We start from the raw sequence: 24,989 nt of genomic DNA on the forward strand, positions 1-24,989 counted from the left end.
CCTCAACTGCCCCAACCCAATAGCACACCCTGGGGCACATCTACTTCGGCGTCACTCCGAGAATCGGCGCCAACTGGGTAGCAATCGGATTGAGATTCAACTTGTCAGGATCGACCTTCGGCTTGAAGTCCCACGGTTGAATCGTGCCGGGATCGGCGTAGATAACCCGGTTGGCACTGCGAACACCCGTCTCGCTGCCCAGCGGGACCTCACAGGACGCCGCTGTGTTCAACGGGAAGTCCTGCTGCGTGTCGTCGAAGTTGGGATCCTGACGCTTCATGTCATCGAGAATCGCCATGGTGCCTTCGTACCCGACGGTGCACGACAACGGATTGTTTGTCTCCAGCACCAACCCTTGATGCACGGTTCCGTCACCAGGAGCCACTGTCGGCCCCGCCGCAGCCAGCCCCGGCAGAAAGATCAGAAACGGCTGCAGCGCAATGGCACGAGGCGCAAACGTCCTGCCGAACGACGCCAGATTTGTCAGGTCCGTGGTCAGTGCCGGACCGGTCTCGTTGACGAGGGCCCCGATCTGCTCGCTGGCCGGGATGCCGTTGTCGATCAGACGCCTGATGTCGGGGTCACTGGTCCGCAGTTGTGCGGCAATGACATCGAGGTCGGCACTGAACTGCTTGATCGACGACGACTGGTCGGACTGGGTCGTGAGCACCGTCTGGCTGTCACGGATCAATCCGAGCGTCTGAGGCAAGGTGTCGAGGCCGGACTGCGAGAGTCCGGACAACGAGTCGGCCAGAACCTGGATGTCCTCACCCTTGCCGTTGAAGGCTGCACCGAGTTCGACCGCGACGGTGTGCAGTGCATCGACGGGCACCGAATGGACCAAGCCGTTCGCACTGGTCAACACTTCTTCGACCGGAACCGGCGTCGCTGTGTCGCCCACTGCAATCACAGAACCGTCCTCGAGGAACGGACCCTGATCGGTATCGGGGATCAGATCGACGAACTGCTCGCCGATTGCAGAACGGTTGGCCACAACAGCCCTCGTCGACGCCGGGATCGGCGGTGCATTGTTGTCGATCTTCAGATCGACCTCGATCCCGTCGTCCGTCAGTGACAAATCACCAACCCTTCCCACCGGCACACCGCGATACGTCACCTCGGCATTGGTGAAGATGCCGCCCGACGTCTGCAGTTCCGTCTTGACCGTGTACTGCCCGAAACCCAGGAGGTTGTCGAGGCGCACATACTTGCCTCCCACATAGACGAGCCCTAGGAGCGCGACCAATACGAAGCCCACTAGCTGCCACTTGACCAGAGCCGATCTCATTGTCCACCACCGATTCCGAACTGATCCAGCATTCCCTGAATGGGGTTGAGCGGGGCACCGGCTGCAGGTGCCATCGGCAACTGCGGCAGGATCGGCGCGATCGGGAGCAGTGACACTGTGGGCCAGCCCGGTCGCGGTCCGTTTCCGTTGTAATACGGATTGGACGGATCCACCACCGGCTTGGGATCACCGAACTTGGGCTGGCGATACTCGGGATCTCCCTGTCCGACACCAAGCCCGGAGAGCGTATTACCGATTTGCAGGTCGACAGCGAGGAACAAATTGACCGACCCACCTTGCGTGATCTTCTCGACTCCGTCCGGGAACGGGAACGTCGGAAGCAGCGGGAGCGCGCCGACGAGGTCGTCACCGGATGCAGCGAGTGCCTGCAATGTCGGACGAAGTGCCTGAAGATCTGCGATCAGATCGTCCTTGGACTGTGTCAGGACGTCGGTACCGACGGTTCCGAGGCGGTCCACTTGAGCGAGCATCTGCGTCAACTGCGGGCGCTGCTCGTTGAGTACCGATATTGCCACCGGCAGTTCGTCGAGGACCTTGGCGATCTTCTCGTTCTGCTCGTTCACCCGGCTGGACAACACGTCGAGACCGTCGAGCGCGCGAGTGATGTCCTCACGCTGTTCGTTCAAGCCTCCGATGAGAGTATTCGCCTGTTCCAGAAGACTTCTGGTTGTTCCCTCGCGCCCGTCGAACGCCGCGCCGAGCTCCTTGACGATGGGCTGCAACTGGCCGACACCGCCCCCGTTGAGCAGCAGCGACAACGCACCGAGAACCTGCTCGATCTCGGTGGCGTGGCGAGTGCGATCCAACGGAATCAAGTCGCCGTCCGACAACTGGGCCGTAGTGTCCGCGCCACTAGGAGGCGCTGACAGCTGAATGAATTTCTCACCGAGCAAATTGGTCTGCTCCACGGCGGCAACGGCATTGGCCGGCAAATCCACCGAGGAATCCAAGATGATCCGCACGTCGGCGGTCCAACCGTCCGGACCGACTCCGATCTTCTCCACTCGCCCGACCGGAACACCGTCCACCTTGACCGCGGACTGTGGAACCAGATCGAGAACGTCGTCGAATTCAATGGTCAGATTCATGGGATTCGATCCCACGTCAGGCCCACCCGGAAGGGGCACCGCATAGATGCCCTCCGACGAGCAGGCACTCGCACCGAGCAGAACCACAAGTCCCGCACCGGCAATCACTGTGCGCTTCACTCGCCCTCCCCGCTGCTCAGTCGCGGTGACACGACACCCGGCACCGTGCCAGGAACAACCTGCATCTCACGCTCCGGGCCGGCCAGGATTCCGAACGGGAGATTCATGTTCTTGGCCTGGTCGGCCGCATCCGTCATAGCGGCCACCGCCACACACTGATCGATGGCGGGTTGCATCTGTCGTCCCAACTCCTCGAACTGAGGATTACCCGGCACCAGTTTGCCGAGATCCATCAATTTGCACAGCACCTCGGCCGGGTTCTGCAAGTCCGGGAAGGCCAGACGTGAAGCGAGAACTCCGGATTCGGCGTCATACGAGTTCACCAGATTGGAAATGGCGAGAGGCAACAAGGTCAGGGTGTTGGCGAGCGCTTCCTTGTTGTTCGCCAGCGTCTGCGTCGGCGCAATCAGGCCTTCTGCAGTTGTCGCCAACTGATCGCGGTTGTCTGCCACGAACTTAGCGACATCACCGAGAGTCAAGGACAACTGATTCAGAGCGGCACCCAGATCATCGCGTTCGCCCGCCAGAAATCCGGTGAGGTCGGACAATTGAGTGTTGAACTGGCGCACCTGTTGATCGTTGGTCGCCAACGCTCCGACAAAAGTATTGAGATTCTTGATGGTCACCGCGATGTTGTCACTCGAGTCGTTCAACGTACGAGCCGCGTCGGACAGCTGGGTGATGCTCTCCCCCAACGCTGCTCCGTTGCCGTCGAGGTTCGCTGCACCGGTCTCGACGAACTTGGACAGCGCACCGTCCTTGTTCGCACCTTCGGGTCCCAGCGCCGACGCGAGGTCGTTGATACTCGCGTACAACTGATCGACCTCGACCGGGGTGGCGGTGCGCTCGATCGGAATCACCGAACCGCTGGCCATCTTGTCGCCGCCCGTGAACACCGGCGTCAACTGAATGTAGCGGTCCGCGACTACTGACGGAGTCACCTGCGCCGCATTGGCATCCACCGGAATATCGATTCCGCGATCCACGCGGAGGTCGACCTTGACCTGATCGCCCTGCGGTTCCACCGAGGTGACAGTGCCGACCTTCACGCCCAGAACTCGCACGTCGGAACCGTCGTAAATACCGATGGACTTGTCGAAGTACGCCGTGATCGTTGTTGTGCCCGCGCGGGTGAACACCCACCACAAGGCGCCGCCAACCACCAACACGCCAATCAACGCTGCGGCAATGATCGCCAGAGTTCGCTTCTTGGAGCCACTTTCGGCTTCAGTGATATCAGCCATCAGTTACCTCCCAACGTACGAATCGGATCACGAGGGCCCGGAATCAGTGGCAGACCAGGTGGAAGGAGGTTGACAACGACCTGGTCGAACCAGCGGCCGTTGCCGACGACGTTGGCGTACAGGCGAATAAAGGGTTCGTAGAGCTTCAGAGCCTTGTCCAAGTTCTCGTTGTTGGCTTCGAGGATGTCGATGACACCGTTGAGTTGGGTCAACGCAGGCCCGATTGCCGCCTCGTTGTCGCGGACCAATCCGGTGAGTTGCTGTGACACCCGCTGAGTTCCGGTGAGCAACTGGGAGATCGCCTGCTGGCGGTTGTTCAACTCCTGCACCAGCAGAGCGCCGTCGCTGATCAGTTGAGTGAACTCCTTGTTCCGGTCCGCCAAGATTTGCGACGTCTTGCCCGTTGCCTCGAACAGTTTCTGCAGGTCCTGATCACGGCTCGCGATAGTCTGCGACAACCGACTCACGCCGTCCAATGATGCTCGGACGTCCTCTGGCGTCTCGGAGAAGGCCTCCGACAGCGTTTCCATGCTCTGCGCCAACTGCTCCGTGTCGATGTCCCCGACAGTGTCCGCAGCCGACGAGAAAGCCTCGACAACGTCGTACGGAGCAGTCGTGCGCTCCAATGGAATTCGGTCCTTCGGATCCAGATTTTCGGTGCCACGCGGATCCAGAGCCAGGTACTTCTGCCCCAGAATCGTCTTGATCTGGATGGACGCCGACGTCTGATCGCCGACCCACGCATCCTTGACTTTGAAGTCGACCAGAACGCGGTCACCGTCGAGGTCGACCGATGTCACCTTGCCGACCTTCACACCCGCGATGCGGACCTCGTTACCGGGCTTGAGCCCAGCAGCTTCCGAGAATTCCGCCGCGTACGAAGACCCTGCGCCGACAAAGGGAAGTGAATCCATGAAGAAGGCGGACAACGTTGCCAGGAGCACCACGACGATGCCTATGGCCCCGGCCATTGCCGGACTACGACGCTTTTTCATCGGCCCTGCAACTCCTTCATTCCGTCTTGAGTGCATCGCTTGGCCGCATTGGTGTAGATCGGCATATTGACCGTCGGCAACCCGGTCGGCAAGTTCAATGTTGCCGACTGACCAGGACCTGCAATGATGTCGATTCCGCACAGGTAGAACTGGAACCACGATCCGTAACTGGCGACACGGGTCAACTTGTCCAGCTTCACGGGCAAGGTCTCGAGCACTGCATTCACGTCGTCGCTACGGCGGTTCAGCGTTGTGGCCAAAGTGTCCAGCGCCGTGATCGATCCCTGGATAGACGGTCGCGTGGGCTCCAGCAGATCCGCCGTTGCATTTGTCAATCCGGCGAGCGACGTGACTGCTGACCCGACAACTCCGCGCTCGTTGGCAAGTCCGGTGACAAGCTGCTGCGTGTTGACGATGAGCGAATCCAGATTCTTGTCGTTCGCATTTACTGTCGACAGCACTTCGTTGAGGTTCTTGATCACCGCGCCGATGACAACGTCCTTGTCCGCCACCGTGTTTGTCAGGCTGGCCGTGTTGCGGACGAGTTCGCTGATCGTTCCCGACTCTCCCTGGAAAACCTGGATGATCTGGTACGACAGCTTGTTGACATCCTCGGCACTCAAAGTCGTGAACAACGGCTTGAAGCCGTTGAACAGGGTCGTGAGATTGACGGCCGGTCGGGTCTGCTCGAGAGGGAGCGTTTCGCCTGCGGTCAGCTTCTTACCCTGGCTGCCTTCGCCCTGAGACAGCGAGATGTAACGCTGCCCGACCAGGTTCCGGAAACGGATCGTGGCAATGGAACTGGCCGGCAACCAATCTCGATCGGAGACCGAGAACTGCACTTCGGCTTGGTTGTCGTTGACGATGGCGATCTTCTCGACCTGACCGACACGCACACCTGCAATCCGAACCTCGTCGCCCTCGTTCAGTGAGGTCACGTCGGAGAACACGGCGTTGAACTTGGTCCCGCCTCCCCCTCCGAGGTTTGCGATACTCGCCGCCAGCAATCCTGTTGCCAGAATCGTGACCACGACAAATATGATGAGCTTTGTCAGCGGTGCTGCGAGACCTCTCATTGGAAGCTCACCTCCGCACCGGTAAATGCGGGAGCGCTGACCATAGTGGTCCACGACGGAACATTCTCCGGTGCAACACCATTAGCCTGGCCGTAGATGACCTTCAACGTATCCTCTTCGAGTTGCGAGCCCGCATATCCGGCTTGCTGCACCGGACCGGTGGTGTTGGTCGAGAACATCTGCGGTCCCGAACCTTCCGGAGCCTGCAAGAACTCCATCGTTTCGGGGCCACCGTTGCGGGAAGGAACCTGGTACGAGCCGTCACCGTACGAACCGCCGGGATACTGTGGGAAGGGTCGACCGGGCTCGGTGACATTGTCGTAGCAAACCGGTCCACGATTGTCGACGAGTCGAGGCTCGTCCTGGTTGGGGATGTAACGCCCCTTCGGGTTGACGATCTGAATGTTTGCCCGAACACCGGGATCAGGCGCGTCAGCCGAGAGAATCTTGGCGGCCTTCGGCGTAGTTTCAGCGAATCCCTTGAAGGTGCACCCGAACGTCGGAGAGTACTGAGCCAACAACTGCAGCGCTTCTCGTGAGTCTGCGGACAGCGTGATGATGGACTGCGCGTTTGTCTCGAGGAACGCAGCGGTGGTCGACGACGTCGCCGTCAACGAAGCCAACAGGGTGTTGACCTGATTCTGCTTCTCCACCACCGTGTTTCCGGTGGTGCGCAGAGTGTCGAGTGCATTCACCAGATCCGGCGCGGCCTCCGAATAGGTCTGTGAGAAGTCAGCGAACTTGCGCAGATCCTCCTGCACGGCGGGGAGTTCAGTATTGACCTCGCGGAAAATCTCCTCGAGACGGTCAACGGTGAGCCCCAACTCAGCGCCGCGGCCGGTCAAGCCTTGTGCCAGCGAACCGAGGGTGTTCGCGAGATCCTGCGGCGGAATTGCCTGCAGCAACGGGAGCAAACCGTCCAAGACCTCGCCAACCTCGATCGCGTTGCCGCTCTTGTCCTGATGAAGCACGGTTCCGGCCGAAAGAGGCGGAGCCGTTGTCCCCTCCGGGATGATCAGCGAGACGTACCGCTCACCGAACAGTGTCTTCGGGAGCAAACGAGCTGTCGCGTCGGAGGGAATCAACTCGGCTTTGTCCGGTTCGATCGCGAGAACCGATGTGACGACACCATCGGTTGTCGACGCGGATCGCACCTCACCGACCAACATTCCACGAACCTTGACATCCGCGTTGGGAGGTAACGCATTTCCCACGGAATCGGACAGGAGATCGACCTTCACGACGTCGGTGAACGACTTGTTGAAGGCCCCGATCGTGAAGGTGAGAAACAGCGCCAACACAACGAAGAACACAATTCCCAGCACACGGCGGCGCAGAACGGACGGAGCCTCGATCATCCGGCCACCCTCACTGTTGTCGTGGTGCCCCAGATTGCGAGGCTGAGGAAGAAGTCAAGCACTGCGATAGTCACGATTGCCGCACGAACGGCGCGACCGACGGCCACGCCGACGCCTGCCGGGCCACCCGACGCGTGAAATCCGTAGTAGCAGTGGATCAAAATCAGAACAAAAGCAAAGACCAGGACCTTGGCAAACGAATACAACACGTCCTGCGGTGGCAGGAACAAGTTGAAGTAATGGTCGTAAGACCCTGTCGACTGGCCGTTGAATACCGTACTGATCACGCGCGAGGCCAGATAGGCGGCAAGCAAGCCGACGATATACAGCGGGATGACGGCCACAAAGCCGGCGATCATGCGAGTCGTCACCAGGAAGGGAACCGACGGGACTGCCATGACCTCGAGCGCGTCGATCTCCTCGGAGATACGCATAGCACCGAGTTGTGCGGTGAAACCACACCCGACCGTCGCCGAAAGGGCCAGCGCGGCAACAATCGGCGCGATCTCGCGAGTATTGACGTAGGCAGACAGGAAGCCGGTCAGGACCGAGCTACCCAACTGTTCCAGCGCCGCGAACCCCTGCAATCCCACAACGACGCCGGTGAATCCGGACATCATCGCGATGACGCCGATAGTTCCGCCGATGACGGCCAATGCGCCACTGCCGAAGGTCACTTCAGCGAGTAGACGCAGAGTTTCCTTGCGGTAGCGGTGCAGTGTGCGCGGTGTCCAGGCAATGGCTCGCGCGTAGAACGACATCTGCTCACCCGCGCGATCAAGCACGTTGAGCGGCATTCTGGCTACTTTGCGGCTCTTCAGCAGAAACTGATCGCCGCGGCCTCGTGCGATGGTCATGTAGGTCAGGATCCCTTCGCCGGCACGATCTGGAGGTACACCATCGTCAGAATCAGATTGGCGAAGAACAACAACAGGAACGTGATGACAACGGCCTGGTTGACCGCCTCACCAACGCCTTTGGGCCCACCAGAGGGGTGTAGTCCCTTGTAAGCCGAGATGACTCCGGCGATGACACCGAAGACCGCAGCCTTGATCTCGCCACTCCAGATATCCGGCAGCTGCGCAAACGCCGAGAACGATGCGATGTAGGCGCCGGGGTTACCGCCCTGCAGGATCACGTTGAAGAAGTAGCCACCCGCGATACCAACGACGGATACCAGCCCGTTGAGCAATACGGCAATGAGCACCATCGCCAACACACGTGGAACAACAAGTCGCTGAATGGGATTGATGCCAAGGACTTCCATGGCGTCGATCTCTTCACGGATTGTCCGCGAACCGAGGTCAGCGGTGACCGCTGAACCGGCAGCACCAGCGACAAGCAGAGCAGTCACCAGTGGACTTCCCTGCTGAATCACCGCAAGAACGCTGGCAGCGCCGGTGAACGATTCAGCGCCCAACTGCTTGATCAGCGAACCGGTCTGCAGCGAAACGACAGCGCCGAACGGAATCGCGACCAGCGCAGTCGGCAAAATCGTGACGCTGGCGATGAACCATGCTTGCTCGATGAACTCGCGAAACTGAAACGGCCGCCGGAACGTATTCTTCACGACCTCGACGAAGAGTTCGACGATGTTGCCGGCCTGAGTCAGTGCCCCGTGTACAGGACTCAGAACCGAGTTGCGGGTACCCGCCATTCGTTATGCCTACCCTTGTCCGTGAGTCGTGTTTCCGTAGGGATCACCCTCATAAGCTGGAATTACCTGTGTATCCTGCGAGCTTCCGTCCCACTCCCCCTGGTACTCGCTCGCGTCCGCGTAGGCGTGGTTGAACTGACCCGCCTCCTCGTTGAGGCTGTCCTGGATTGCCGCCTGCGCGTTCACCGGCAGTGTGTGCATGATCTGACGGACGCGTTCCTGACGACGACGAACAGCCTGACGCTCCGGATTACCGGGCGTCGCCTTCATCTGCGGCACAATGCCCTCGACGTCGTCGACACCGCCGGCATGGTGACCGGCATCCACGAGCGCCTGCTCGTGCGCCATCTGAGCCTCGTCCTTCTCCTCCGACATACCGATCGGACCGATCATCGTGCCGTTGAGGAACTGCTTGACCACCGGCTCATCCGAGGTGAGCAACACCTCACGAGGACCGAACATCACCAACTGACGGCGGAACAGCATCCCGATGTTGTCCGGCACCGTACGAGCAAGGTTGATGTTGTGCGAGACAATCAAAATCGTGGCATCGGACTGAGCATTGATATCGATCAACGTCTGACTGATGTACGTCGTACGCACCGGATCGAGACCCGAGTCCGGCTCGTCGACCAAGATGATCTCCGGATCGAGCACCAACGCGCGAGCCAGACCGGCACGCTTACGCATACCACCGGAAATCTCGCCCGGAAGCTTGTCCTCCGCACCGACCAGACCCGTCAGATCGAGCTTCTCCATCACGATCTTGCGGATATCGGATTCCGACTTCTTCGTATGCTCACGGAGCGGAAACGCGATGTTGTCGTACAAATTCATCGAACCGAACAACGCACCGTCCTGGAACAGCACACCGAACAACTTACGGATCTCGTAGAGCTCCTTCGAGGAACACTGCAAAATATCCGTGCCGTCGATCACGATGGAACCCTGCTCGGGGCGGAGCAAACCGATCAAAGACTTCAAGAACACCGACTTGCCGGTACCCGAGGGCCCCAGCAATGCGCTCACCTCACCAGCGGGAAGCGTCAACGACACGTCCTGCCAAATCCTCTGCGACCCGAAAGACTTAGTCAGCCCGTCTACCGCTACCTCTACTCCCACCACTACCTCCGCGCCGTCCGATGCATCCACCCGATGTGGGTTGGGTCACTCTATCGCATGGAAGTGTTACCCGTGACTGCGAATACTACTAACGAGTAAGTACGAAGCACAAACTAACACGCACCCTGAATCGGACACGCATCCGACCTGCGCCGATCCGGACATTCCCGCCGGATGCGCCCAATAAAAAAGAGGGCCACTTCCCGTAGGAAGTGACCCTCTTTCGACTACTCGAGGTGAGCAGCGGAGAAAACCGTCTTACTTGACGGAGATCTTTGCGCCGGCGCCTTCGAGCTTTTCCTTTGCAGCTTCAGCTGCTTCCTTCGAAACCTTCTCCAGGATTGCCTTCGGAGCGCTCTCGACGAGATCCTTGGCTTCCTTCAGGCCGAGGCCGGAAACGACCTCACGGACGACCTTGATGACCTGGATCTTCTTGTCGCCAGCCGACTCGAGGACGACGTCGAACTCGTCCTGCTCTTCAGCAGCTTCTGCGCCGGCAGCCGGTGCGCCTGCAGCGGCGACGGCGACGGGAGCAGCAGCGGTGACCTCGAAGGTCTCCTCGAATGCCTTAACGAACTCCGAGAGCTCGAGGAGGGTGAGCTCCTTGAACTGGTCCAACAACTCTTCGGTGCTGAGCTTCGCCATTGTGGCGGTCCTTCCTGTAAGTCCCATGTCGCTGATCCGCGACCGGGCGGGGATATAGCAGTGATGCGCGGGTGCGGATCAGCTTTCGGCTTCGGCCTCGGCCGGAGCCTCGGTAGCAGCCTCTGCGGCAGCAGCCGGAGCTTCTGCAGCTCCGCCTTCTGCGGCCTTCTTCTCCTGCAGTGCAGCGGCCAAACGGGCCATCTGCGAAGCGGGAGCATTGAACAGGCCTGCGGCCTTTGCCAAGTTGCCCTTCATCGCGCCGGCAAGCTTTGCCAACAGGATTTCGCGGGATTCGAGATCCGCGATCTTGTTGACCTCGTCCACGGACAGCGCAGCGCCGTCCATGTAGCCGCCCTTGATGATGAGCGCCTTGTTTTCCTTTGCGAAGTTCTTCAGTGCCTTCGCAGCGTCGACCGGTTCGCCCTTGATGAATGCAATGGCGGTCGGTCCGACGAACAGGTCATCAAGGCCCTCGATGCCAGCCTCAGCGGCGGCACGCTTAACCAGGGTGTTCTTGGCGACGGAGTAGGTGGCACCTTCTCCGAGAGCGCGTCGCAGTGTCGTGATGTTGCCCACTGACAGACCACGGTATTCCGTGATCACAGCAGCGGTCGAACCCTTGAACTGCTCGGTGATTTCCGCAACTGCGGAAACCTTCTCAGGCTTTGCCATACTTCGCCTCCTCTCGTGACAGTCGTTATCCCACTTCGGAACCGCCGCGGCTCACCAGGAGAACCTGACAAGCCACAAGTCCTAGACATGCAAAACGCCCCGGCGCAGGGCGCACGGGGCGTACAGAGGAGACAAACGGAAGCGAAAAGAACCACCACAGAATGCGTTCCCCCTTACCTCGTCCTCCTGCGTGGGTCGCCGGACATTTCCGGACTTTCAACTGCACTCATCGCTAAGCGCAATAACCAACGGTCTTGGGTAGAACATGATTTTGGGGTGAAGTTCATATCCAGCACTGAACTCCGCGTTGAAGACTACCTCACCGGGCAACACATCACCAAATCGCCCCTGGGCCCTCTCCCTGAATGCAAAAAAGAAGGCCGATAGGGAGGTAATCCCTATCGGCCTTCTTTCAGTTCAGCGGACTGCTTACGCGTCTGCAGCATCCTCGAGGAGGTTGCGGGTACGGTTCGGATCCACCGGGATGCCCGGACCGGTGGTGGTCGAAACCGTGATCTTCTTCACGTAGCGGCCCTTGGCCGACGAGGGCTTCGCACGCAGGATCTCGTCCAGCGCTGCGCCGTAGTTCTCCACCAGCTTCTCATCGTCGAACGATGCCTTGCCGATGACGAAGTGCAGGTTGGCCTGCTTGTCGACGCGGAAGTTGATCTTTCCGCCCTTGATGTCGTTGACAGCCTTCGTGACATCCGCGGTAACGGTGCCCGTCTTGGGGTTCGGCATCAGGCCACGGGGTCCGAGGACACGGGCGATGCGGCCGACCTTGGCCATCTGATCAGGAGTCGCGATTGCGGCGTCGAAATCGACCCATCCACCCTGGATGCGCTCGATCAGGTCTTCTGCACCGACTACGTCAGCGCCTGCAGCCTCGGCTTCTGCTGCCTTCTCGCCAACGGCGAACACGATGACGCGAGCGGTCTTACCGGTGCCGTGGGGCAGGTTGACCGTTCCGCGGACCATCTGGTCAGCCTTACGGGGGTCGACGCCCAGACGAACTGCAACCTCTACGGTTGCATCCATCTTGGTGGACGACGTCTCCTTGGCGAGCTTTGCAGCCTGAAGCGGGCTGTAGAGCTTGTCTGCGTCGATCTTCTCAGCGGCGGCGAGGTACGCCTTGCTGCGCTTTGCCATTTCTTCTGTCCTTACTTATCACTGCAGAGAGTTACTTGATGCAGTGGTGAATGGTTCAGTTGTGGTCAGGGCCTGGCCGGCCCTCCCACGTGATGCTGTGGAGCTGCTGAATTAGCCCTGGACCGTGATGCCCATGGAACGAGCGGTGCCGGCGATGATCTTCGCGGCCTGCTCGATGTCATTGGCATTGAGGTCTTCAGCCTTGGTCTTCGCGATTTCGCGCACCTGATCCATGGTTACCGAGGCAACCTTGGTCTTGTGCGGTTCGCCGGAGCCCTTGGCTACGCCGGCTGCCTTGAGGAGCAGTCGAGCAGCGGGAGGGGTCTTCAGCTTGAAATCGAAGGTCCGGTCTTCGTAGACCGAGATCTCGACCGGCACAACGTTGCCGCGCTGGGACTCAGTCGCCGCGTTGTAGGCCTTGCAGAACTCCATGATGTTCACGCCATGCTGACCGAGCGCGGGACCCACGGGAGGTGCAGGGTTAGCCTGACCTGCCTGGATCTGCAGCTTGATGAGCCCGGCGAGCTTCTTCTTCTTTGGGGGCATCTCTAGTTCCTAGTTTCTAGCTTGGGTGTGTGTCTTGCGTCTAACAGTGCAAGTGTGGGGGTTAGATCTTCGCGACCTGGTTGAAGTTCAACTCAACCGGAGTTTCACGTCCGAAGATCGATACGAGGACCTTGAGCTTCTGCTGCTCTCCGTTGACCTCGCTGATGCTGGCAGGCAATGTCGCGAACGGGCCGTCCATGACCGTGACGGATTCGCCGATCTCGAAGTCCACCTCGATGAGGGGCTTGCCGAAGGACTCGACCGGCGCCTCGCCTGCTGCGACGGCAGCTGCTGCAGCCTGCTGCTTCTTCTGCTCTTGCTGAGGAAGCAGGAACTTGACGACGTCGTTGAGAGACAGCGGCGACGGACGCGAGGTGGCACCGACAAATCCGGTGACGCCAGGCGTGTTGCGCACTGCGCCCCACGATTCGTCGTTGAGTTCCATGCGGACCAGGATGTAGCCGGGGAGAACCTTGCGGTTGACCTGCTTGCGCTGGCCGTTCTTGATCTCGGTGACCTCTTCGGTGGGAACTTCCACCTGGAAGATGTAGTCGCCGACGTCGAGGTTCTGAACGCGGGTCTCGAGGTTGGTCTTGACCTTGTTCTCGTAACCGGCGTACGAGTGGATGACGTACCAGTCGCCTGGTGCGCGGCGCAGAGCAGCCTTCAGTTCCGCAACCGGATCTTCTACTTCGATGTCGGCTGCCGGAGCAGCGTCGTCGGAGTTCTCGGCGTCCTCGGAGATGATGTCCTCGGTTGCCTCGGTCTGCGCGGCTTCGGTGCCGTCTGCAGCGTCTTCGGCAGCGTCGGTATCGGTGCCTTCGCCAGCCTCGACGTCTACTTCGGCTGCCGCCTCGGCAGAAACACGCTCTTCGGCCAAGGCCTCATTCGTGTCATTCTCGGGGGTGCTCACTGGGGCACTCGCTTCCTCTCGTTACTCGGACCCGTGCGGGTCTTTCTCGCGCTCGCAGGCAAGGACGCCCGACGATTCGACAATCAGCCGAACAGCCAGGTAACGCCCTTGATCACAGCGATATCGACGCCGCTGATGAAAGCGACCATGAAGACCACGAACGCCAGCACGACGCTGGTATAGGTGACCATCTGCTTACGGTTCGGCCAGATGACCTTGCGGAGTTCTGCGATGACCTCGCGGAAGAACTTGCGAAGGCGCTTGAAGAGGTTGTCCTTCTTCGCCTTGGGGTTCTTACCGGGGTTCTTTGCAGTCGCCTTCGGCGACGCCGTCCGAGCCGGAGTCTTCACGGTGGACGCTGCAACCGAGGCGCCGCGTGCAGCGCGCTTGCCGGTCGGCTTGTTGGAAACCCCACTTGATGCGGAAGCCGCCTCTACGGCGTCTCCCTTGTCCAGCGACAGATCGGAACGCGTGGCCGCGTCAGCTGCAGTGTCGTCGACAGCCTTCGAAGCGGAAGACGGTGAAGTCTCCGCGTCCGAAGCGTCGGCGTCGCGCTTGTCGCGATCCTCGCTCACGTCGATCCTCTCAGTCGCTGGCATCCGGGGGCAGGGGCGACAGGACTTGAACCTGCAACCTGCGGTTTTGGAGACCGCTGCTCTGCCAGTTGAGCTACGCCCCTTTGGTTGACGTCCGCAGCCCGGCACTTTCATGCCCTGCTGGTTCGGTTAACCGCTCTGCGATCACACAACATACGCGCTACCCGATGTGAACATCTTGCGACGTTCAGGGCAGCGCGCAGCGCTGAGGAATCCCAGAAATCTCAGTGTACTTCAAAGCCCCGGAACAAACACAATCTACCCGGCTATCAGGCCAGACGGACTGTGGCCGTGGCGCGGCCGAAGATTTTTCTACCTTCGGATTTTGCCACAATTGCCAGTACTGCAGTCTTGCTGTCTTCGTCGATCGACTTCACCTTGGCGGTGAACTCGATCTCGGCGGCCTTGTCGGCCGCCACGATTACCGGACTAGTAAACCGTACATTGTATTCGGTTACCGCACCCGGGTCCCCTAGCCATTCGGTGACGTATCCGGCACCCATGCCCATGGAGAGCATGCCGTGCGCCACCACATCGGGCAGGCCGGCAAGTCGAGCAACCTCGTCACTGAAGTGAATCGGGTTTGGATCTCCCGATACGCCCGTGTAATTGACGAGGTTTCCACGCGTGACGGTGACGGTCTTCTCAGGAAGAAGATCGCCGACATTCACGTCGGAAAATTTACGGAGCGACATGCATCATCACATCCTTGACTGCGTGGGCGATGTTCTCGTCCACCTCACCACCGGTGCGGGCAACCAGGGTTGTCCACATCGTGACGGTCTCTCGACCGTGCTGGTTGATGATGATGTTCTTGGTCACGATGATGTCACTACCTGCAGCCTGCCTGAACGAATCCAGATAGACGTCGCAGAACAGTCGATCCCCCACCTGAATCGGTTCGTGAAGCACGATCCGTTGATCCGTATGGAGAATCTGACTCAAGTCGTAGCCGGTGACAACTTCTTCGAAGAGTCGACGTTGGGCAATGCCGCCGACGATCGCAACAAACGTCACCGGAGCAATCAGGCCGTCGTATCCGAGGCCCTTTGCAGCGGTTTCGTCGTAATGCGCAGGATGTGAATCCTGGACGGAGCGAGCGAACTCGCGCACCTTCTCGCGCCCGACCTCGTAGAAGTCTTCGACACGATAATGGTGACCGACCATCTGGACGGCATGAGCGGCCGGGTCCGTAGGGACCTCGGCCGCTGCCTTGTTCTCTTGCAAATCAGTCACGCGGAGAAACTCTCTTCTAGCTAGGACCCGAAGACGCAGGCCCCAAGAGGGTCTTCCGCGAAAATCGTCGTCCCGTTAAGGACTTGCTACTTCGACTCGCGATGCGACTGGTGAGTTCCGCAGTTGGGGCAGAACTTCTTGAGCTCCAGGCGATCGGGGTCGTTGCGCCGATTCTTCTTGGTGATGTAGTTACGGTGCTTGCATACCTCGCAGGCCAAGGTGATCTTGGGCCGAACGTCGGTCGAGGAGGCCACGGGATGCCTTCTTTCGGGTGTATCTGATTACGAACAATCAGGGTGGATCATGCATATTGTGTAGCGGTGACCGGACTTGAACCGGCGACGCAACGATTATGAGTCGTTTGCTCTACCAACTGAGCTACACCGCCTCGGTGTCGAGTGTCGCGCAAAAAGCGCGGCACCACAATCCAGCGAGCCCCCTAACGGAATCGAACCGTTGACCTTTTCCTTACCATGGAAACGCTCTACCGACTGAGCTAAGGGGGCGTGGCTTCCGGAGTGCGTTGCCGCTCTCTTGAAGCCTCCGAAAGATTACACACGAACGCGCTCCAGCACCAAATCGCCAGGTCATCGGGGCAAAATCAGTGCCGCAGCCCATTGTTGCACCGATCCGAGCCCATGGCGAGGCCTTTGACGCAACGGATATCGGCCCATTGACGGCCGCTCGTGCCTAATTACGGCCGTTCGTGCCCGAGAACGACGAACGCTGAGAACGACGACACCGAGAACGACGACACCGCGTCTCGGCCGACAGCGCACTGCTTCTCTGCATCTACAACTCTGTATCTACCTACTGCTGCGCCTTCGACCACTCGAAGCGATCGGAGCCGGAACAGCCTGAGCTGGAGCAGCCGGGGCCGAACACAAAAAAGTCAGCCCCGATCCTGATTCAGGATCGGGGCTGACTTGGTGTGGCAGATGTAGGATTCGAACCTACGTAGGCATAAGCCGACGGATTTACAGTCCGCTCCCATTGGCCGCTCGGGCAATCTGCCGTGCTGCACCAGGTCTTGATCCGATGCACTCGCAAGTATATCGCGACGCGCAGCGGCCAAGAACGGCTTCCTTGGTGCGGAAAGAAGAATACAACGAACCCACCCCCATTTTGCAAACCGGGTGGTGAGCGGCGGTGCCGACCCGATAACGTCGAGGTGTCCACCGGCACGGAAGGTGGGCAGACCTCGATGTTGTGACTACCGGAAAGCGGGAGTGTAGAAGTGGCTGATTCGTCCTTCGACGTGGTGAGCAAAGTAGACCGTCAAGAGGTGGACAACGCCCTGCATCAAGCTGCCAAGGAGCTGACCACACGCTTCGACTTCCGGAACACCGGTGCGTCGATCGAGTGGTCGGGTGAAGAAACGATCACGTTGAACGCCGACACCGAGGAGCGCTTGCTGGCGGCCCTCGAGGTGTTCAAGGAAAAGTTGATTCGCCGGGACATCTCCCTGAAGGCATTCGATGCGGGAGAGCCGGCACAGTCCGGAAAGATCTACAAACTGTCCGGAACGTTGGTCCAGGGCATCTCCAGTGAGAACGCGAAGAAGATCACCAAGAAGATCCGTGACGAGGGCCCCAAGGGCGTCAAAGCACAGATCCAGGGTGAGGAGCTGCGCGTCAGCAGCAAGAAGCGCGACGACCTTCAGGGCGTCATCTCCCTGCTCAAGGGTGAGGACTTCGGGATCGCCCTGCAGTTCGTGAACTACCGGTAGTAGGGGCTGCGCCCCTGTGCGCCTTTTTGGTAGTTCCGACGACCAGAAAGGCGCACCGGGGCCGAAGGCCCCTACATGCCCGCCATCTTCTCCAAACGCTCGATCCGCTCCGCCATCGGCGGATGCGTCGAAAAGAGCCTGCTCATCTTCTCCCCCGCCCGGAACGGGTTTGCGATCATCAGATGCGACTGCGCCGCCAATCGAGGCTCAGGGGGCAACGGAGCCGCCGCTACACCTGCCTCCAGCTTTCGTAGCGCCGACGCCAGCGCCAGTGGGTCACCGGTGAGCTCGGCTCCCGATTGATCGGCCTGATACTCCCGTGAGCGCGAGACCGCCAGTTTGACCACGGTGGCGGCGATCGGTCCCAGAAGCGAGACCAGCAGCAATGCAATCGGGTTGCTTCCCTGACCGTTGCCTCGTCCGCCGAACATGCTGGCGTACATCGCGAAGTTCGCCAGGCCGGAAATGACGGCAGCCATGGCCCCGGCGACCGAAGAGATCAGGATGTCCCGGTTGTAGACGTGTGAGAGTTCGTGCCCGAGTACTGCTCGCAGTTCTCGTTCGTTCAACAAACCCATGATTCCGCTGGTCACACATACCGCAGCGTGGCGCGGATTACGGCCGGTTGCGAAGGCATTCGGTGCGTTGGTCGGGCTGATGTAGAGCCTGGGCATCGGCTGATGCGCTGTAGTCGCCAGTTCGCGCACGATGCGATAGATCACGGGCGCTTCGACCTCGGTGATGGGCTGGGCATGCATCGACCGCAACGCCAGCTTGTCGCTGTTGAAATAGACGTAGGCGTTCATTCCGACGGCAAAAAGTACGGATAACCACAAGATGGTCGGGTTGCCGAACAACGATCCGATGAACACGATCAGGGCAGACATGCCCAGCAGCAGCCCGAAAGTCTTGGCTCCGTTTGCGTAGCCGTGCACAGCGCTCAACCCCTTACCCGTAACGAGCTCGACTGCTCGCATGTAACTTCGCGGCTTTTGCAGCCGACCCGTTAGCACAACGAAGAGCAGGGGTGTTCAGGTTCCCGCGGCAACGCGAACGGTGTACGCGGTTAAACGTCAGCCAACCCGTCGAACCGTGTAGTCGATCAAGCGAACGAGGGCCTCGTTGGCCGGGCCTTGCGGCAACTCTGCCAGCTGAGCCAGGGCTGCATCGACATATTCGCCCAGCTTTGCTTTGGCTTTGGTCATTCCCGGTGAACGTTCGAGCAAGGCGAGGGCCTCCTCGACGTCAGCATCCTCGGTGACCGGGCCGGCAAGCAGCTCGCGAAGACGATCCGCGTCGGCGCCCTCTTCCTCGAAGGCGTACAGCACAGGAAGCGTGTGGACTCCCTCGCGCAGGTCGGTGCCAGGGGTTTTACCCGACTGTTCCGAAACGGAGGAGATGTCGATGATGTCGTCGACGATTTGAAATGCGGTGCCGACGGCGTCGCCGAGTCGCTCGAGTCGTTCGATCTGGGTGGCGTCGGATCCCGAGAAAGTTCCACCGAATCGACCGGAAGCGGCGATCAGCGAACCGGTTTTCTCCCACACGACCTTGAGGTAATGCTCGATCGGATCCTGTTCCTGCCTGGCACCGATCGTCTCGCGCATCTGTCCGGTGACCAACTCGGCAAACGTTTCCGCGATGATGCGAACGGCTTCGGGCCCGAGCGTCGACACCAGTCTTGACGCGTGAGCGAACAGGTAGTCACCGGCGAGGATGGCAATACTGTTGCCCCAGCGAGCATTTGCACTGGGTGCGCCGCGGCGCATCTCCGCCTCGTCCATGACGTCGTCGTGATAGAGCGTCGCGAGGTGCACGAGTTCGGTGACCGTGGCAGCGGTGACGATGGACGGATCGGTCGGATTGGGTCCGAGTTGGGCCGTCAGGATCGTGAACAGCGGCCGGAACCGCTTGCCACCTGCGCGCGCGAGGTGCAGGGCGGCTTCGGTGAGGAAGTCCTCCCCGTCGGACAGCTCGCTGACCAACAACTCTTCGACATCGGCGAGTCCACTACGGACAACATCAGCAAGCTTCTCGTCGCCCAGGTCTATGCCCGCTACGACGGTGCTCACTGCCGTTGTGTCGGCAGCAGTTTTTTCGGTGCTCACGATGTCAGTACCCATTCCTGTCGTCAGTGACGGCTCGGTTCCCACGGTAGTGAACCTAGCGGTTCGCACTTGGCACGGCCTCGCCACGGTCTCGATCACGAGCCTGGGAAGATGTGAGTGTGTCCGCCGAAGAGCAGTCCCCCGCCGTGAATTCCCAGCCGACCGAAACTGACATTGTGGTCATCGGTGCAGGTCCTGCGGGTTCTTCGGCCGCTGCATGGGCCGCGCGCAGTGGCCGCGACGTCGTCCTGATCGATGCGGCCGTGTTCCCCCGAGACAAGACATGTGGTGATGGACTCACTCCGCGGGCCGTCGCCGAGCTTGATCGACTAGGCCTCGGAGAGTGGGTTAGGTCACACACGACGAACAAGGGACTCCGGCTATCAGGCTTCGGCCAAGAGCTGGAAATGGAGTGGCCGTCCACAGCGTTCCCCTCTATCGGCAGCGCTGTCCCCCGCGCCGAGCTGGACGATCGGATCCGACGATGCGCGATCGAGTCCGGTGCGGTGATGCTGGAAGGCACCAAAGCCGTCGACGTCGAACGTGACGGTGATCGGGTCAGTGCAGTTGTGCTGTCCGGCCCCTCCGGAACCAGCACTCTGCGGTGCCAGACCCTCATCGTCGCCGACGGTGTTCGTTCGACGCTCGGCAAGAAGCTGGGGCGGCAGTGGCATCGGGACACCGCGTACGGAGTGGCCGCGCGCGCTTATGTCGGAACTCCCCGCAGCGCCGATCCCTGGATTACGTCGCACCTGGAACTGCGTGACGGCGACGGCACCCTACAGGCGGGATACGGCTGGATTTTCCCGCTGGGCACCGGCGAGGTGAACATCGGCGTCGGCACCCTTGCGACAGCCAAGCGGCCGGCCCCCGGAGCATTGCGCCCGCTCCTGGATCTGTACACCGATCAGCGCCGCGGCGAATGGCAGTGGAACAGTGAAATCCATTCCGTTGCTTCAGCTTTGCTACCGATGGGCGGCGCGGTATCCAACATCGCCGGCCGTAACTGGGCGATCATCGGCGATGCCGCGGCGTGTGTGAATCCACTCAACGGCGAGGGCATCGACTACGGCCTCGAGGGTGGACGGTTGATCGTCGAACACCTCGGCGACGGCGATCTGACCGAACTGTGGCCGAGCGTCCTACGCGAGCATTACGGGCAGGCGTTCTCCGTCGCGCGGCGTCTTGCCGGGCTGCTCACGGTTCCGCGGTTCCTCCCCGCGTCCGGCCCGATCGCGATGCGGTCGAAGGCAATGATGACCGTCGCGGTCAGGGTGATGGGCAACCTCGTCACCGACGCCGACGCTGATCTGACGGCGCGGGCCTGGCGAGCGTCGGGAGCCGCATCCCGAAGGATCGACTCCCGTCCGCTGTTCGGCTGATTACAGCAGGTTCAGCGCGTCGCGTGATGTAGCGCCACGACGCCGCCGGTGAGGTTGCGCCACTTGACGTTCTTCCACCCGGCTGCCTCGATCTTGCGTGCGAGTTCTTCCTGCGTCGGCCAGGCGCGAATGGATTCGGCGAGGTAGACGTACGCGTCGGGGTTGCTGCTGACGGCGCGGGCCACCTGTGGGAGTGCCTTCATGAGGTACTCCATGTAGACGGTGCGGAAGGGCCCGAAGACGGGCGTCGAGAACTCACTGACGACAAGGCGTCCACCTGGCTTGGTGACGCGGGCGATCTCCCGCAAGCCGGCCTCGAAATCGGAGACGTTGCGCAGACCGAAGGAGATGGTCGCGGCATCGAATACGTCGTCGGCGTATGGCAGGAACATGGCGTCGCCGGCCACCATCGGGACTTTGCGGGAGCGACCTGCCTGCAGCATGCCCTTGGAGAAGTCGGTGGCGACGCACCACGCGCCCGACCGGCCCAGTTCAACGGTCGAGACTCCGGTGCCTGCGGCGAGGTCGAGAACCTTCTCGCCCGGCTTGAGGTCGAGGGCCTCTCGCGTTGCCTTGCGCCAGCCTTTGTCCTGGCCGAAGGACAGCACGGTGTTGGTCAGGTCGTATCGCTCGGCGACGTCGTCGAACATCGACGCGACCTCGCGCGGTTGTTTGTCGAGAGTTGCCCGGGTTCCGTGTGTAGTCGCCACACGTCAAACGCTACCAACACTCGCGAAGTGGGCTGGTTCAGGCTGCTCGGGCGCCTGTTCGCCGGCCAAGACCTTGCACGTCCTCGTAGTGATTCAGCAACTCGTCGCAGATGGCCGGCCACGTCCGGTGCAGGACCGACCGCCGAGCGGCCGAACCGAACTGCACTCGCAGATCGCGCTGACGGAGGGCGTCGATTGCGCTGGGGAGAAGTTCACCGAATCTGTCCACCGGCAGGAGGTAGCCGTTGCGGCAATGCGAGACGAGATCCCGCGGGCCGCCCGCGTCCGGCCCGACGACGGGTATACCGCTCGCCAGCGCTTCCTGGACGGCTTGGCAGAACGTCTCGTGCTCTCCCGGGTGCACAAAAACGTCCAGGCTGGCGTAGGCCTCGGCAAGATCGGTTCCGCCGAGCGCGCCGGTGAAGACCGCGTCGGGCAACAGCGCGCGCAAGCGCTCTCGGTCCGGGCCGTCGCCGACGATCACGAGTTGCAGGCTGCGATCTCCGGCCAACGCGGCCAATCGTTCGACGTGCTTCTCCGGCGCCAGCCGTCCCACAAAGCCGACAACCAGGCGATCACTGTCCCCGCTCCAGGTTCGGCGCAGAGCGGAGCTACGACGCGACGGCGCGAATCTTGCTGCGTCGACGCCCCTCGCCCACTTGTGGACCCGGGGAATTCCGTGTTCTTCGAGGGCGTCGACGGCGGAGGTGGACGGCGCGAGGGTTCTGATGCAGCTCTTGTGAATTCGCCGGGTCCACGCCCACGCTGCCCTGCTGGTGAGGCCGAGTCCGTAGCTTTCGGCAAAGCCCGCGACATCGGTTTGATAGACGGCGACGGTAGGAACGTGGAGTCGTTTGGCGATGCCTACTCCCCCAGCGCCGAGGAGAAAGGGAGACGCGAGGTGCATGACGTCGGGCGCAAAGGCGCGAACGGCGGCGGTCAATCGTGGTTGTGGCAGTCCGACCGGTAGCGAACTGACTTTCGGAACCATGACGGCAGGCACTCGGTGCACGGCGACGCCTTCGTGCCAGGTGGGGGCGTGCCCATTTCCCACGGTGTCCGGCGCGATGACCATCGCGTCATGGCCGGTTCGATCGAGATGTTCGAGCACGCGTAGGACCGAGTTGGTGACGCCGTTCATGTTGGGCAGGAATGACTCCGCAACGATGGCTACTCTCACACCGATCACGGTGACAGTGCGAGGGAAAGTCCGTGCCGTGTTCGTGTGAAGCGCAGGCTAATTCGAGGTGACGGGCTCTGACGTGCGCACCAAGGCCTCACGTTTGCGCAGGTACCAGACGGCGGGTCCGGCCAGGAGCCACGTCACGACGATGACCGATCCGGCGGGAATCAGCGCGACACTCGCGCTGCGGCCGGCCACCCGGACCAGGTCGGGGTCGGTCTTGTAGTACTCGACCTCGATGCGTTGTCCGACAGTCAGATTGGTGGGATAGAGCACGCCGAGTTCGGGATTGTGGTTCGCGCCGTCCGGCGTCACGAAGCTGATAGCGGACCGCAGCGAACCGGCGGAAAGCACCTCGGCGGTTGCGGTCCCCATGTTCGATTCGATGGTCCGGTCGTTCCGCCAGGCACCGAGTACGAGGATGACCGCGAGAACCGAAATGCCGATCGCAACGACGAGGATTCCGATGCGGAAACGGCGCAGAACCACGTCGCTCACAGTTGCGCTCGCACTGATGCGTGCAGTTCCCGCAAACCGCTGCGGTCGGTGGGAACCTCGAGAACCCGGATACCTGCAGCGGGTTGTGCCAGCGCTTCCGTGAGCTTGTCGACGCTCACGGCGGTGTGCGGAACGCGGTAGGCGGCGCACAGTGCTGCCAGGTCCATGCCGTGTGGCGTGCCGAAGACACGCTCGAACACTCCGGCGTACTGCGGATCGCCTTGCTCGAGCAGTTCGAATATTCCGCCGCCGTCGTCGTTGGCGACGATGATCGTGAGGTCGCGAGGCCGCGGTTCCCCGGTCCCGATCAGGAGCCCGGAGGCATCGTGCAGGAAGGTGAGGTCGCCCATCAGGGCGATTGTTCGTCCCTCGTCGTAGGCCAGAGCAGCGCCGACCGCGGCCGAGACCGTGCCGTCGATCCCGGCGACGCCGCGGTTGGACAGCACTCGCACCGACGACTTCGGGTAACTCACCAGCGCCGCGTCGCGTACCGGGTTGGAGGCTCCGAGCAGCAACTGGTCACCGTCGCCCAGAGAACCCATCACCGCTGCGGCTACGTGCAGGCCGGTGGCCTTGGGGTGGGCAGCCAGCTGCTTGGCGACGGCCGCGTCGGCGTGCTCGGTCAGCGACATGCATCGCGCGATCCACGCCGGGTCCGGTGTTCCGCTCACGACGGCCCGGGTTCCGGTGGCAAGGACGTTGCCGGACACGTCGGGCCAGCGCGGCCCGGTAGTGAGCGCATAGACGTCAACGCTCGGGTCGGCCAGCACCTTGGACACCTGACGATGCAGCGTGGGACGGCCGGTGATGACTACCTGCCGGGGTTTGAGTTGCGCCAGAGCCAGGGGATGCAACGCAATTCCGTGCAGCGGCGCGGTGGGTTCGGCGACGGTCGGCAGTCCGGCGAGTTCGGGTCGCAGCGCGCTGCCGTGGCCGGAGACGACAACGGTGTCTGCGGTCAGATCCAGGTCGAGGGGGACGTCGAGTGTTGCGTTCTGCGTGGTGGTCCACGCTGCGCCGCCTGGCCGACCTTCCGGAACCGGCCCCTGCAGATGCACGTCGGGAACCAGCGGTTCGCGCAACGGTATGTCGAAGTGCACGGGCCCGGCGTTGCCTGACCGGGTTCCACGGGCAGCGGCGAGTACCCGGCACACCGCGGAACGCCACTGGCTGTTCTGCGTCGTATCGTCTTCGGCCAGCCCGAGGCTGATGGTGGCGCGCACCTGGCTGCCGAACAATCCGAGTTGCTCGACGGTCTGGTTGGCGCCGGTTCCGAGCATTTCGTACGGCCGGTTGGCGCTCAAGACTACCAGAGGCACTCGTGCGTAGTTCGCTTCGAGCACTGCGGGTCCGAGGTTCGCGACGGCCGTTCCGGACGTCATGACGATCGGCACCGGACGCTTGCCGGCGATTGCCAGTCCGAGCGCGAGGAAGCCGGCTGTCCGCTCGTCGATCCGCATGTGCAGACGCAGGCGTCCCTCGATGTCTGCGGACTGAAGGGCAAATGCGAGCGGCGCGTTGCGTGAGCCTGGGCAGAGCACGACTTCACGCACGCCACCACGAACCAGTTCGTCGACGACGGCTGTGGCTTGTGCTGTGGACGGATTCACGCCTTCAAGAGTGTCAGATGTTCGGGCCGGGCCGTTCCGAGGG

At 61.3% G+C, this 24,989-nt stretch carries 26 protein-coding genes and 4 tRNA genes; 2 read left to right on the plus strand and 28 right to left on the minus strand.

All coding sequences use genetic code 11. The annotated features are described in order from the left end of the window. Positions 1–40 precede the first annotated feature (40 nt). The 22 genes from EEB13_RS05000 to EEB13_RS05105 form a co-directional block, all read right to left on the minus strand. The gene (locus tag EEB13_RS05000) at positions 41–1,288 is read right to left on the minus strand and encodes an MCE family protein (protein WP_033236455.1); all 1,248 of its coding nucleotides are present in this window, start codon (positions 1,286–1,288) and stop codon (positions 41–43) included. Continuing rightward, the gene (locus tag EEB13_RS05005) at positions 1,285–2,517 is read right to left on the minus strand and encodes an MCE family protein (protein WP_141484741.1); all 1,233 of its coding nucleotides are present in this window, start codon (positions 2,515–2,517) and stop codon (positions 1,285–1,287) included. Before EEB13_RS05005 ends, EEB13_RS05000 begins: the two co-directional genes overlap by 4 nt. Beyond that, on the minus strand, positions 2,514–3,761 hold the full coding sequence (locus EEB13_RS05010) for an MCE family protein (RefSeq protein WP_033236457.1): 1,248 nt from the start codon (positions 3,759–3,761) through the stop codon (positions 2,514–2,516). Before EEB13_RS05010 ends, EEB13_RS05005 begins: the two co-directional genes overlap by 4 nt. After that, entirely contained in the window at positions 3,761–4,756 is a 996-nt protein-coding gene (locus EEB13_RS05015) for an MCE family protein (protein ID WP_045070990.1), read from the minus strand. The genes EEB13_RS05010 and EEB13_RS05015 overlap by 1 nt, the downstream gene beginning before the upstream one ends. Then, on the minus strand, positions 4,753–5,832 hold the full coding sequence (locus EEB13_RS05020; RefSeq protein WP_033236459.1) for an MCE family protein: 1,080 nt from the start codon (positions 5,830–5,832) through the stop codon (positions 4,753–4,755). Before EEB13_RS05020 ends, EEB13_RS05015 begins: the two co-directional genes overlap by 4 nt. Further along, on the minus strand, positions 5,829–7,190 hold the full coding sequence (locus EEB13_RS05025; protein WP_033236460.1) for an MCE family protein: 1,362 nt from the start codon (positions 7,188–7,190) through the stop codon (positions 5,829–5,831). Before EEB13_RS05025 ends, EEB13_RS05020 begins: the two co-directional genes overlap by 4 nt. After that, on the minus strand, positions 7,187–8,047 hold the full coding sequence (locus EEB13_RS05030; protein WP_033236461.1) for an MlaE family ABC transporter permease: 861 nt from the start codon (positions 8,045–8,047) through the stop codon (positions 7,187–7,189). Before EEB13_RS05030 ends, EEB13_RS05025 begins: the two co-directional genes overlap by 4 nt. Positions 8,048–8,052: 5 nt before the next feature. Continuing rightward, a complete protein-coding gene (locus tag EEB13_RS05035; protein WP_033236462.1) occupies positions 8,053–8,847 on the minus strand; it encodes an MlaE family ABC transporter permease in 795 nt (264 codons plus the stop codon). A gap of 9 nt (positions 8,848–8,856) precedes the next feature. Beyond that, the gene (locus EEB13_RS05040) at positions 8,857–9,972 is read right to left on the minus strand and encodes an ABC transporter ATP-binding protein (protein WP_275586646.1); all 1,116 of its coding nucleotides are present in this window, start codon (positions 9,970–9,972) and stop codon (positions 8,857–8,859) included. A 255-nt stretch (positions 9,973–10,227) separates the two neighbouring features. Beyond that, the gene (rplL, locus tag EEB13_RS05045; protein WP_033236464.1) at positions 10,228–10,614 is read right to left on the minus strand and encodes a 50S ribosomal protein L7/L12; all 387 of its coding nucleotides are present in this window, start codon (positions 10,612–10,614) and stop codon (positions 10,228–10,230) included. 78 nt (positions 10,615–10,692) lie between these two features. Continuing rightward, positions 10,693–11,286 carry a 50S ribosomal protein L10 gene (gene rplJ, locus EEB13_RS05050; RefSeq protein ID WP_033236465.1) on the minus strand — a complete coding sequence of 198 codons (594 nt, stop codon included), beginning with the start codon at positions 11,284–11,286 and terminating at the stop codon, positions 10,693–10,695. A gap of 429 nt (positions 11,287–11,715) precedes the next feature. Further along, on the minus strand, positions 11,716–12,435 hold the full coding sequence (rplA, locus tag EEB13_RS05055) for a 50S ribosomal protein L1 (RefSeq protein WP_003941982.1): 720 nt from the start codon (positions 12,433–12,435) through the stop codon (positions 11,716–11,718). A gap of 111 nt (positions 12,436–12,546) precedes the next feature. Beyond that, complete coding sequence (gene rplK / locus EEB13_RS05060) at positions 12,547–12,981, minus strand: 50S ribosomal protein L11 (protein ID WP_033236466.1); 435 nt, start codon at positions 12,979–12,981, stop codon at positions 12,547–12,549. A 61-nt stretch (positions 12,982–13,042) separates the two neighbouring features. Next, on the minus strand, positions 13,043–13,894 hold the full coding sequence (nusG, locus tag EEB13_RS05065) for a transcription termination/antitermination protein NusG (RefSeq protein ID WP_033236467.1): 852 nt from the start codon (positions 13,892–13,894) through the stop codon (positions 13,043–13,045). An 83-nt stretch (positions 13,895–13,977) separates the two neighbouring features. Further along, the gene (secE, locus tag EEB13_RS05070) at positions 13,978–14,469 is read right to left on the minus strand and encodes a preprotein translocase subunit SecE (RefSeq protein ID WP_033236468.1); all 492 of its coding nucleotides are present in this window, start codon (positions 14,467–14,469) and stop codon (positions 13,978–13,980) included. A 31-nt stretch (positions 14,470–14,500) separates the two neighbouring features. Then, positions 14,501–14,573, minus strand: a tRNA-Trp gene (locus EEB13_RS05075). Positions 14,574–14,759: 186 nt separating this feature from the next. Beyond that, positions 14,760–15,185, minus strand: coding sequence for a (3R)-hydroxyacyl-ACP dehydratase subunit HadB (gene hadB, locus EEB13_RS05080; RefSeq protein WP_033236469.1), 426 nt, complete (start codon positions 15,183–15,185; stop codon positions 14,760–14,762). Then, complete coding sequence (gene hadA, locus EEB13_RS05085) at positions 15,172–15,657, minus strand: (3R)-hydroxyacyl-ACP dehydratase subunit HadA (RefSeq protein ID WP_172936632.1); 486 nt, start codon at positions 15,655–15,657, stop codon at positions 15,172–15,174. Before hadA ends, hadB begins: the two co-directional genes overlap by 14 nt. A 155-nt stretch (positions 15,658–15,812) precedes the next feature. Beyond that, positions 15,813–15,980: a 50S ribosomal protein L33 gene (gene rpmG / locus EEB13_RS05090; RefSeq protein ID WP_003941903.1), complete on the minus strand. Its 168-nt coding sequence runs from the start codon at positions 15,978–15,980 to the stop codon at positions 15,813–15,815. Positions 15,981–16,041: 61 nt separating this feature from the next. Next, positions 16,042–16,114: transfer RNA gene (locus tag EEB13_RS05095), tRNA-Met, on the minus strand. A 45-nt stretch (positions 16,115–16,159) separates the two neighbouring features. After that, positions 16,160–16,232, minus strand: a tRNA-Thr gene (locus EEB13_RS05100). 426 nt (positions 16,233–16,658) lie between these two features. Continuing rightward, positions 16,659–16,741 (minus strand) — tRNA-Tyr (locus EEB13_RS05105). 222 nt (positions 16,742–16,963) lie between these two features. Between EEB13_RS05105 and EEB13_RS05110 the strand changes: the two genes are divergently transcribed. Further along, positions 16,964–17,455, plus strand: a complete 492-nt coding sequence (locus EEB13_RS05110; protein ID WP_033236471.1) for a YajQ family cyclic di-GMP-binding protein — start codon at positions 16,964–16,966, stop codon at positions 17,453–17,455. A gap of 71 nt (positions 17,456–17,526) precedes the next feature. Here the strand turns inward: EEB13_RS05110 and htpX are convergent, their stop codons facing one another. Both htpX and EEB13_RS05120 read right to left on the minus strand, forming a co-directional pair. Further along, a complete protein-coding gene (gene htpX / locus EEB13_RS05115; RefSeq protein ID WP_141484743.1) occupies positions 17,527–18,432 on the minus strand; it encodes a zinc metalloprotease HtpX in 906 nt (301 codons plus the stop codon). Between the two features lie 96 nt (positions 18,433–18,528). Beyond that, positions 18,529–19,578: a polyprenyl synthetase family protein gene (locus EEB13_RS05120; RefSeq protein WP_045071268.1), complete on the minus strand. Its 1,050-nt coding sequence runs from the start codon at positions 19,576–19,578 to the stop codon at positions 18,529–18,531. Positions 19,579–19,682: 104 nt separating this feature from the next. On the opposite strand from EEB13_RS05120, the gene EEB13_RS05125 reads away from it, so the two are divergent. Next, positions 19,683–20,945 carry a geranylgeranyl reductase family protein gene (locus tag EEB13_RS05125; protein ID WP_033236501.1) on the plus strand — a complete coding sequence of 421 codons (1,263 nt, stop codon included), beginning with the start codon at positions 19,683–19,685 and terminating at the stop codon, positions 20,943–20,945. A gap of 11 nt (positions 20,946–20,956) precedes the next feature. Here EEB13_RS05125 and EEB13_RS05130 read toward each other — a convergent pair whose 3' ends face one another. From EEB13_RS05130 to menD, 4 genes are read right to left on the minus strand one after another with little or no spacing between them, the layout of a single operon-like run. Next, positions 20,957–21,655 (minus strand): demethylmenaquinone methyltransferase, encoded by a 699-nt coding sequence (locus EEB13_RS05130; protein ID WP_033236474.1) that lies wholly within the window; start codon positions 21,653–21,655, stop codon positions 20,957–20,959. 37 nt (positions 21,656–21,692) lie between these two features. Then, entirely contained in the window at positions 21,693–22,835 is a 1,143-nt protein-coding gene (locus tag EEB13_RS05135; RefSeq protein ID WP_222839786.1) for a glycosyltransferase family 4 protein, read from the minus strand. 57 nt (positions 22,836–22,892) lie between these two features. Next, complete coding sequence (locus tag EEB13_RS05140; RefSeq protein ID WP_033236475.1) at positions 22,893–23,336, minus strand: DUF3592 domain-containing protein; 444 nt, start codon at positions 23,334–23,336, stop codon at positions 22,893–22,895. Beyond that, positions 23,333–24,946: a 2-succinyl-5-enolpyruvyl-6-hydroxy-3-cyclohexene-1-carboxylic-acid synthase gene (gene menD, locus EEB13_RS05145; RefSeq protein WP_033236476.1), complete on the minus strand. Its 1,614-nt coding sequence runs from the start codon at positions 24,944–24,946 to the stop codon at positions 23,333–23,335. The genes EEB13_RS05140 and menD overlap by 4 nt, the downstream gene beginning before the upstream one ends. Between the last annotated feature and the right edge of the window lie 43 nt (positions 24,947–24,989).

It is taken from the genome of Rhodococcus sp. WS3 (assembly GCF_003797085.1).
In the GTDB taxonomy this organism is placed as follows: domain Bacteria; phylum Actinomycetota; class Actinomycetes; order Mycobacteriales; family Mycobacteriaceae; genus Rhodococcus_F; species Rhodococcus_F globerula.

Excerpts from the sequence above, each read along its gene's own strand:
- EEB13_RS05000 (WP_033236455.1), bottom strand. The coding sequence starts at position 1,288 with ATGAGATCGGCTCTGGTCAAGTGGCAGCTAGTGGGCTTCGTATTGGTC.
- EEB13_RS05010 (WP_033236457.1), bottom strand. The coding sequence starts at position 3,761 with ATGGCTGATATCACTGAAGCCGAAAGTGGCTCCAAGAAGCGAACTCTG.
- EEB13_RS05015 (WP_045070990.1), bottom strand. The coding sequence starts at position 4,756 with ATGAAAAAGCGTCGTAGTCCGGCAATGGCCGGGGCCATAGGCATCGTC.
- EEB13_RS05020 (WP_033236459.1), bottom strand. The coding sequence starts at position 5,832 with ATGAGAGGTCTCGCAGCACCGCTGACAAAGCTCATCATATTTGTCGTG.
- EEB13_RS05025 (WP_033236460.1), bottom strand. The coding sequence starts at position 7,190 with ATGATCGAGGCTCCGTCCGTTCTGCGCCGCCGTGTGCTGGGAATTGTG.
- EEB13_RS05030 (WP_033236461.1), bottom strand. The coding sequence starts at position 8,047 with ATGACCATCGCACGAGGCCGCGGCGATCAGTTTCTGCTGAAGAGCCGC.
- EEB13_RS05035 (WP_033236462.1), bottom strand. The coding sequence starts at position 8,847 with ATGGCGGGTACCCGCAACTCGGTTCTGAGTCCTGTACACGGGGCACTG.
- rplL (WP_033236464.1), bottom strand. The coding sequence starts at position 10,614 with ATGGCGAAGCTCAGCACCGAAGAGTTGTTGGACCAGTTCAAGGAGCTC.
- rplJ (WP_033236465.1), bottom strand. The coding sequence starts at position 11,286 with ATGGCAAAGCCTGAGAAGGTTTCCGCAGTTGCGGAAATCACCGAGCAG.
- rplA (WP_003941982.1), bottom strand. The coding sequence starts at position 12,435 with ATGGCAAAGCGCAGCAAGGCGTACCTCGCCGCCGCTGAGAAGATCGAC.
- rplK (WP_033236466.1), bottom strand. The coding sequence starts at position 12,981 with ATGCCCCCAAAGAAGAAGAAGCTCGCCGGGCTCATCAAGCTGCAGATC.
- hadB (WP_033236469.1), bottom strand. The coding sequence starts at position 15,185 with ATGTCGCTCCGTAAATTTTCCGACGTGAATGTCGGCGATCTTCTTCCT.
- hadA (WP_172936632.1), bottom strand. The coding sequence starts at position 15,657 with ATGGTCGGTCACCATTATCGTGTCGAAGACTTCTACGAGGTCGGGCGC.
- htpX (WP_141484743.1), bottom strand. The coding sequence starts at position 18,432 with ATGCGAGCAGTCGAGCTCGTTACGGGTAAGGGGTTGAGCGCTGTGCAC.
- EEB13_RS05120 (WP_045071268.1), bottom strand. The coding sequence starts at position 19,578 with ATGGGTACTGACATCGTGAGCACCGAAAAAACTGCTGCCGACACAACG.